General features: G+C 44.0%; 6 protein-coding genes. 2 read left to right on the forward strand and 4 right to left on the reverse strand.

Annotated features, from left to right (window positions below):
• The 3 genes from GPL15_RS19580 to GPL15_RS19590 form a co-directional block, all read right to left on the reverse strand.
• Positions 1-318, reverse strand: a 318-nt coding sequence (locus GPL15_RS19580) for a PD-(D/E)XK nuclease family transposase (protein WP_215700357.1), incomplete at its 3' end; no start/stop codon positions are given.
• A 269-nt stretch (positions 319-587) separates the two neighbouring features.
• On the reverse strand, positions 588-1,520 hold the full coding sequence (locus GPL15_RS19585; RefSeq protein ID WP_215700358.1) for an Rpn family recombination-promoting nuclease/putative transposase: 933 nt from the start codon (positions 1,518-1,520) through the stop codon (positions 588-590).
• Between the two features lie 380 nt (positions 1,521-1,900).
• Positions 1,901-4,111, reverse strand: a complete 2,211-nt coding sequence (locus GPL15_RS19590; protein WP_215700359.1) for an extracellular solute-binding protein — start codon at positions 4,109-4,111, stop codon at positions 1,901-1,903.
• Positions 4,112-4,239: 128 nt separating this feature from the next.
• Between GPL15_RS19590 and GPL15_RS19595 the strand changes: the two genes are divergently transcribed.
• Positions 4,240-4,575 (forward strand): hypothetical protein, encoded by a 336-nt coding sequence (locus GPL15_RS19595; RefSeq protein ID WP_215700360.1) that lies wholly within the window; start codon positions 4,240-4,242, stop codon positions 4,573-4,575.
• 93 nt (positions 4,576-4,668) lie between these two features.
• On the opposite strand, the gene GPL15_RS19600 is transcribed toward GPL15_RS19595, so the two are convergent.
• A complete protein-coding gene (locus GPL15_RS19600; protein ID WP_215700361.1) occupies positions 4,669-5,928 on the reverse strand; it encodes a uroporphyrinogen decarboxylase family protein in 1,260 nt (419 codons plus the stop codon).
• 284 nt (positions 5,929-6,212) lie between these two features.
• Here GPL15_RS19600 and GPL15_RS19605 point away from each other — a divergent pair, with 284 nt between their 5' ends.
• Positions 6,213-7,535: a GntR family transcriptional regulator gene (locus GPL15_RS19605; RefSeq protein WP_215700362.1), complete on the forward strand. Its 1,323-nt coding sequence runs from the start codon at positions 6,213-6,215 to the stop codon at positions 7,533-7,535.
• Positions 7,536-7,730: the final 195 nt, after the last annotated feature.

The following is a 7,730-nucleotide window of genomic DNA, read 5'->3' on the forward strand; positions in this document are numbered from 1 at the left end:
CTCAATATTAATCTTACGTTTATTGTTCAAATGAACCCTGACATCCAGAATCCCCTCCCGGTCTTCCTCATATTCTCCATGTAAATAAGTATCCGGGAATTCCAACTCCTCAATATCCCCGGCCGGCATATCTAAAAGCGCGCTCAACAGCCCCGTAAGCGCCGTCTTATTGCGAAAAGTCTTTTTAAAAGCAAAATCATTGGTAAGACAAATGTTAAGCTCTTTTTCACTTTCTGCCAGCTCATGGATGATCCGTTCTTTTTCCTTCCTGTCCATTAAATTTGCAGTCAAAAATACCCTGTCTTTTCCTTCTTCCATATGCAGTTTCTCCTTGTGTTATTTTATAAAAATGGGATCGCTGGCAGAACTGCCAGAATTGTTCAGGAGCAGAAGCTCCTGAGATAAGTTCTTTTACTTTATCATAGGAATAAATTTAAATCAAGAGATATTTCTATCAGAATACAGCTATTTTCTGTAATTCCTTCCCTATATAGGGCGAGCTCTATTGTGGTATAAAAACAGGCTGTTTTCAAATGGAAAACAGCCCAAACCGGTCTTTTTCAATAGTTCTACACACTTCCATAATATCATTTAATATATTTTTCAATCATCTCATTTTTAAATCTATCATCTGTTTCCAGACGGTCAAGCTCTTCCTGACCCAAACCGCTCTTCAACATCAATTTAATCAACTGCAGCATAAACTGCTCCCCTTCTTCCCGCCCCTTATTAGTATAAGCATTCCTGATCGTTGTCTCATCCGATAATCTCATCTCTTCTTTCAGATATCTGTACCGAAGTTCCCGGTCCGAATTGATCTTCTCCATCTCATCTACAGCAACCTTCATATACTCATTCTTCTCAGACATCTCTCTCAACACCTTCCAATCCTTAGCCGATATCAGCTTTGCCCACTTATAAACCTCTTCTTCGGCCTCCTCTTTGGAGGTCAGATCCAGTTGATTTAAGTATAACATGCGCAAACTCAGCTTGTCACTATATATGACGTGCGTTTTCTCATCCATCAGCCGGATGACCGAGTAATAATGATCCGTATGTGACAGGTCAAACCCTAAAATCCCTATATGGATACACTCCTCCAGTTTGGAATAATCCTCCCCTTTTGAAAAATCATCAATATACATCTTGCTCAAATAGAACAGGGAGCGTTCTTCCCAAAACAGGTATTCCAATACCTGTATTTCAATATTTATCTTACGTTCATTGTTCAAATGAACCCTGACATCCAGAATTCCTTCCCGGTCTTCCTCATATTCTCCATGTAAATAAGTATCCGGGAATTCCAATTCCTCAATATCCCCCGCCGGCATATCTAAAAGCGCACTCAACAGCCCCGTAAGCGCCGTCTTATTGCGAAAGGTCTTTTTAAAAGCAAAATCATTGGTAAGACAAATGTTAAGCTCTTTTTCACTTTCTGCCAGCTCACGGATGATCCGTTCTTTTTCCTTCCTGTCCATTAAATTTGCAGTCAAAAATACCCTGTCTTTTCCTTCTTCCATATGCAGTTTCTCCTTGTGTTATTTTATAAAAATGGGATCGCTGGCAGAACTGCCAGAATTGTTCAGGAGCGGAAACTCCTGAGATAAGTTCTTTTACTCTATCATGGAAATAGATTAAAATCAAGAAATATTCCCTTCAAAATTTACACAGAATTTAATTTAATTACATGTAACAGATGAGCCGTCTGAACTGTTACAATTACCTGCATCCAGCCCATTGATCTCGCCTGCGACGAAGGGCTGGATACCTATAGCCCCTATGTTTTCGTGCCGCCTGCGCAAAAAGCAGAAAAGAGGGCGCGCCCAATCATCTGATTTGATGATTGGGCAGCACCCTTATCTGCAGAACCTTGATCTGTTTTTTAACAATATAGCCTGTTTCATTTACCGCCAAATTCCTGCCGGCACCGCTGTTGTGCAGCTTCCAGCGCTTCCTCAGGGCTCATAATTCCGGATACCACAGCCCGGACCGCATTGCCCAAAATATCTTCAAATACAAATTCATTGAATCCCTGTACCGGATGACCGCCCGGATCATTTTCCGCCTTTAAATGTTCAAAATCCCTTCTCCAGCCGACCGCAAATGATTTCTCCATATCCTCCAGCCACGGATAAAGTTCCAACACATCCAGATTTTCTTTGATCTTTTTATGATTGATATAGCCGCCCAGATAGGTGATCATCGCGGCTGTCTTCTCATCATAAATCCATTTTAAAAACTCCCTGCATGCTTCCCGCTTTTTCGAGTGCCTGGAAATGCCCAAAACTCCGCCTCCCAGCATGGGGCACTCTCCCGGGACGGGGGCAAAACCGATCTTTCCCAGCGCTTCTGATTCTTTGCTGTGCAGCATGATCGAAGCATAATTGGCAAAAACGATGTTCATCGCCACCCGGCCGCAAGAAAAGTCCTCCATCGCTTTGCGCCACCAGGAATTGGTCTCCCGGTCCGTATACTCGAACGCGTCCCGGTAGGAAAGCAGGGTCCTTTTCACCGGCTCCGTATTCAGGCTGATTTTCCCGGTTTTATCAAAAATATGGCCGCCGGCCGCCCTCAATCTGGGAAGATAATCGCAGGCCGCCACCACCGAACTTCCAAATACCAGCGAAGTTCCATAAGAGACCGGAGAATTTTTATGATATCTTCTCGTAAAAAACCTTGCAATCTGGTCATATTCTTCAAATGTCACCGGCACCTCAAGCTGTCTGCGGTAAACCTCATAAAATTCCCGGCGTATCCTGGCGTCCTGAAACAGGTCTTTTCTGTAATATAGCATCTGGACGCTGGGATCAAATGGCAGCGTCAGATAATTAGCGCCCACTTTATAATAATCATCGCTGAGATTTTCGGAGAAATTTTCCCGTATCTTCTGAAGCCAGGATTCATTTACCGGAAGCGGCAGGAACAGCTTCTCTCCCAGTTCCGACATCCAAGCCATATCCAGCCTGATCAAATCATATGGTGAAAATTGGACACAGGATTTGACCATGCGGTACAGCTCGTCATAGCCTGCCTCCATCAGCTTTACCCGGATTCCCGTTTTCCGCGTGAACTGGGGTATCAGTTGGTTTAATGCCCGGCAGGTAGGGCCGGACAGCATCAAAATTTTAAGCTCCTCCGGGTTTTCCGATGCAGCGACAGGGCATTGATGGAACCCGTCATTTTTCAGATCCGGAATTTTGCTGGGAACCGGTTCTTCCAGCTCCAGTTTCTCTATGTATTTTCCGATCATTTTACCGCAGAGCCTGTAATTCAGTTCATATTTTACCACGCCCTCATCTGCGCCCACTTCTTTGGAGGACAACGCATAAACAGGCGGCAGGCCGTCCTTCTGCCGGTACTCCAGAACCGCCTTCAGGTATGCCGAGTTTTCCGGGTCCGATGTGATCACAGCGTCAAATTCATCCCGATCCGTCAAAAGTTCAAATGCCGTCTGCCCCCGGGTGATATCATCAGAGGAAAAAATGCGGCAGTTACAGCCCTTTTCCAAAAAAACGGCTTCGATTCCTTTAACAAACAGGCCATAATTGGAATATTTCGTATTGCCCGTAAATACGGCCGCATTCCTGTGTCCGTCCGAAATGCACCGGCCGGCCATCTCTTTTCCGGCCAGTTCATAATCAAATCCACAGAAAACGGCTTCCCGCGGAAGGCTTTCCGGCTTCCGCTCCACCAGAATCAAACTGCTGTCCCCCCGGAGCATATTCACATCCTTCAAAAAGGAGCTGACCATGACAATGGCAATGGGATTGGTCGTTTCAATCTTTTGGAGCACTTTTTCTTCATAGTAGTTCAGATCATTGCTGTAATACAGATCCACTTCAAATTCATGTTCTCTCAGCTCCTGTTCAATTCCCAGAAACAAATCCCTGTATTTTTTCAATTCCAACTGAGGGACCACCACTCCAACACGCTTAGAACTGCCTTTCCTGAGCTGCCTGGCCTGGGCGTTAATCGTGTACCCCAACTGCTTTGCCGCATTTTCAACCAATGTTATCTTTTCGACGCTGACATTTCCCCTGCCGTTCAAAACATTGGAAACCGTTCCATGTGAAACGCCGGCCAGCGCCGCAATATCTTTTATCGTTGCCATTTTTCCCCTCCTTTTATGCTATTGTATCCCAAAAATTGTATCGTTTCAATAGGTTGGGGAGGGAAATCTTTATTTATTTGAAGAAGTTACGCAGGAAAGCGGGACGAGGGGGCGGACTGGATGTTTGGATGGGGACGGGAAGGGGATTTGCCCTTCCTCCTGAAGAAATGCGGATCAGTCAGACCATCCGCAGCCTGTTAAAAGAAGCCAACATCACGCCCCAGGTTATGAAGAATTATCAGAGCATGAAAAGTATACTGCTGATGGTACAAAATGGGCTTTGCTGCACAATTGGAAAGCAGCCCCGGCCTGGAGAGGATACCGGCCGTTTTTTCTGGATTGACGGGTGTAAAAGTACTTATAATCTGGCTCTGGTGTATCTGGCGGATACGGGATATGGGAAGGAAATTGGGGCGATTGAAAGAAGGTTGAAGGATTATTTTGCATCAAGCGTGTTAAAGTAAAGCGTGAATGGATTTTCGAAAATGCCTTCACCCTTTACATTAAATGGCTAAGGCATTTTCGAAAATCCCTTCACACCCATTCTCACGCCTATTCTAACGGCACTCTTTTAACACATCAAACACACGTCGAATATTGTCGATTTCATAATCTCTCTGCAGATTATGCACAATAGAAAATACAAATCCTCCATCTTTTCCAAATACCTTTATATGCTCCCGCATTTCTCTTTCCACATCATCCGGCTTGCCCTGGGCCATGGTTGTCTGGCCGTCTACACCGGCTCCCCAGAAGGTTATTTTACCGCCATAGTGCTGTTTTAAAAACTCCGGTTCCATGCCCTTTGCGGATGTCTGAACCGGATTGAGGCAGTCAATTCCGCAGTCTATCATATCATCTAAAAAATTAACCAATGATCCGCAGCTATGGTATAGGGTTTTCCAGTTGGTGTTCTCATGCACCCAGCCGTTAATCCGCTTGAAATACGGTACATACAAATCCCTGAACATGGTTCTGGACATGATCTCGCTGCTTTGGGTTCCAAAATCCGTACCGCACAAAAATACTGCCTGAGCCTTATTGCCCACCGCCTGGTGGAGCAGTTTCAGGTTTCGTATACACAGTTTGGTCCACTCTTCATAAACATCTTCAATATATTCGGGAAATAAACTGTGGGCCATTAAAAATTCGGCAAAATCCCTGATTCCGGGCGTTACTTTCGCATATCCGCCATTTAACATGGTCTGGGCCCCCAAATTGCCGTATTCCGCGTTCAACACAATTCCGCAGTCTGTATTTTCATGATAATAATCCGCCTGTCTGCGGTAGAAATCCAGAGTTTCATCGTCTATGGCCATCACTTCCAACTGTTCTCTGTAGTCTTCCAGGGCGTTTAAATTATCCTCATCGTATTCATCCTGACGGGTCAAATAATCAAAATACAGCCCGCCCTCCATCGGCATACATCCGCTGGGCCTTGCGTCAGGATCTCCCTTTGGATGCATATAGAGGTTGTTATTTCTCTGTGTAATGCAGGCTTTTTCTCCAATCAGAGCCGGAACGCCGTCCGGTGTGGTCCAGCTCTTCCATCGGTTATTGCGGTATCCAAAAACAGTCATGTCGCTCCAAATGCCCAGCACATCCAGTCCGAACATCTGCGCATCCTTTTCATCAACCAGCCCCAGCATCTGATATGTATCATAAATCTTTACCGGCTCATCTCTCCCGTATAAACGCCTTAATTGATAAAGCAATGACGCATTGATCCCGGTCGCTTTAGTCGCGCCTAAATCAAAGGCAATTCTGCCACAGTCCCTATGGTTAATCGCGGCCTCCAGCTTTTCTCTTCCCTTCATTTCCTTCTCCCTTCACTTTCATTGTATATAACGTTGTATATTATTAAGGTATAGTATAATCATGGATATGTCAACTATATTATTATATATTTTTCTATCATTTATATTACTCCGTGTCAATGCATTCAGTTTACGGCTATATTTTGCTGTTTTTATTTCTCATTGTATATATCTTATATCGTGAAACGGGCTTTCTCTTTGCTGTTTCTTGACAGAACCAATTCCATCCGGTATATTGTAAACAAGATTCGAATTTTAATCATTTAGTCAGGAGCCGCTTCTCAATGAATAAAAACAGTTTGAAACAACAGGCTTATCAAATCGTTAAAAATAAAATATTAAATTGTGAATTTTCTCCGGGAATGCTTCTTACGGAAAATATGCTCTGTGATATGCTGTCTCTTGGCCGCACCCCCGTAAGGGACGCGATCAGCCGGTTGGAGCAGGAGCATTTTGTGAGGATTTTTCCTCCTAAAGGCATATTTGTCGAGGATATCACTTTGACAGATTTAAACGCTCTTTTCGAAGCCAGGTTTATTTTTGAACCCTATCTAATAAATGAATATGGGAAAAATGTGCCGAAGGAAGAGTTAAATGCATATGACAATCACTTCAATGATTCTACTGTTTCAAATGACCCAGAGGAGTTCTGCCGTCTTCTGTCCTCTTTTCACAGTCTGTTTTATGAGGGTTCCAAAAACCCATATCTGTCTCAATTTTTTGAACAGTACCGGTATCAGGAGCAGCGCCTGCTTTCACTTATCCGGCTATCATCAGGCCAACTGCATACATTTTTAAAGTTTTACCGGGAAATGGCAGGCTTCTGTCTAAAGGGACAGTGGGAACATGCATCCGGCCTCCTGAGAACCGTCCTGACCCTTTACAGGGATACCTTTTTTGAACCCGCTCTGTCCTGTTTAAAACCAAGCCGGTCCCCGGTCAAAAAAAATGTCCATAATTACGGAAAAAACAACCTGAAACAACAAGCTTATCAAATCATCAGGCGGAAAATCATCAATTGCGAATATCTTCCCGGGTCATTATTAAATGGAAATATATTACTGGAAGCTGTTCCCGGCAGCCAGACCCCCATCCGTGATGCGGTGAGCCGCCTGGAACAGGAAAAACTGGTAACAATCCTTCCTAAAAAGGGAATTTTGGTGGCGCCTTTATCGGTCAGCGACTTAAAGCCGGTTTACGAAACCCGACTTCTTTTGGAACCTTATGTGGTTCTGCACTATGGCAATAAGCTATCTGAAGATTTCTATATGGACATGTATAAGAACTTCTCAACTGCGGAATCCCCGCAGCCGGATGGATCTCATTATACAATTGATGATGAATTTCATTTACATTTAATTGCGGCTGCCGATAATCCCTATATCAGCCAGGTATACGAACAGATTCACGCCCAAACTCACCGGGCCAGGGTTTTGTGCGGAAATACTTCCGAAAACAGGGTTAGGGATTCAATGAAAGAACATCTCGATATCATTTTTCCCTGTCTGAAGAAGGACTGGACGACAGCGTCCGGCCGGATGACGGATCACTTGACACGATCCAGAGGCTCTGTTCTTCAGAATCTTTCACAGAGGATTTTTTTATAGAAATGAATCTTTTTTGATGCCTTGGCTGAAGTTAAGCCTGTACGCGCTACAAATAAAAAGATTGGAAGAGGAGTAGAAAGAACATAGAAGTAAATGACTTGGGAATTAACAGTAAAACGTGAAGGCTTTTTTGAAAATGCCTTCAGGGTTGATGTTAAATGGTGTGGGGATTTACATTAAAGGGTGAAGGCATTT

The organism is Clostridium sp. MCC353 (genome assembly GCF_018785315.1).
Classification (GTDB): Bacteria; Bacillota; Clostridia; order Lachnospirales; family Lachnospiraceae; genus CHH4-2.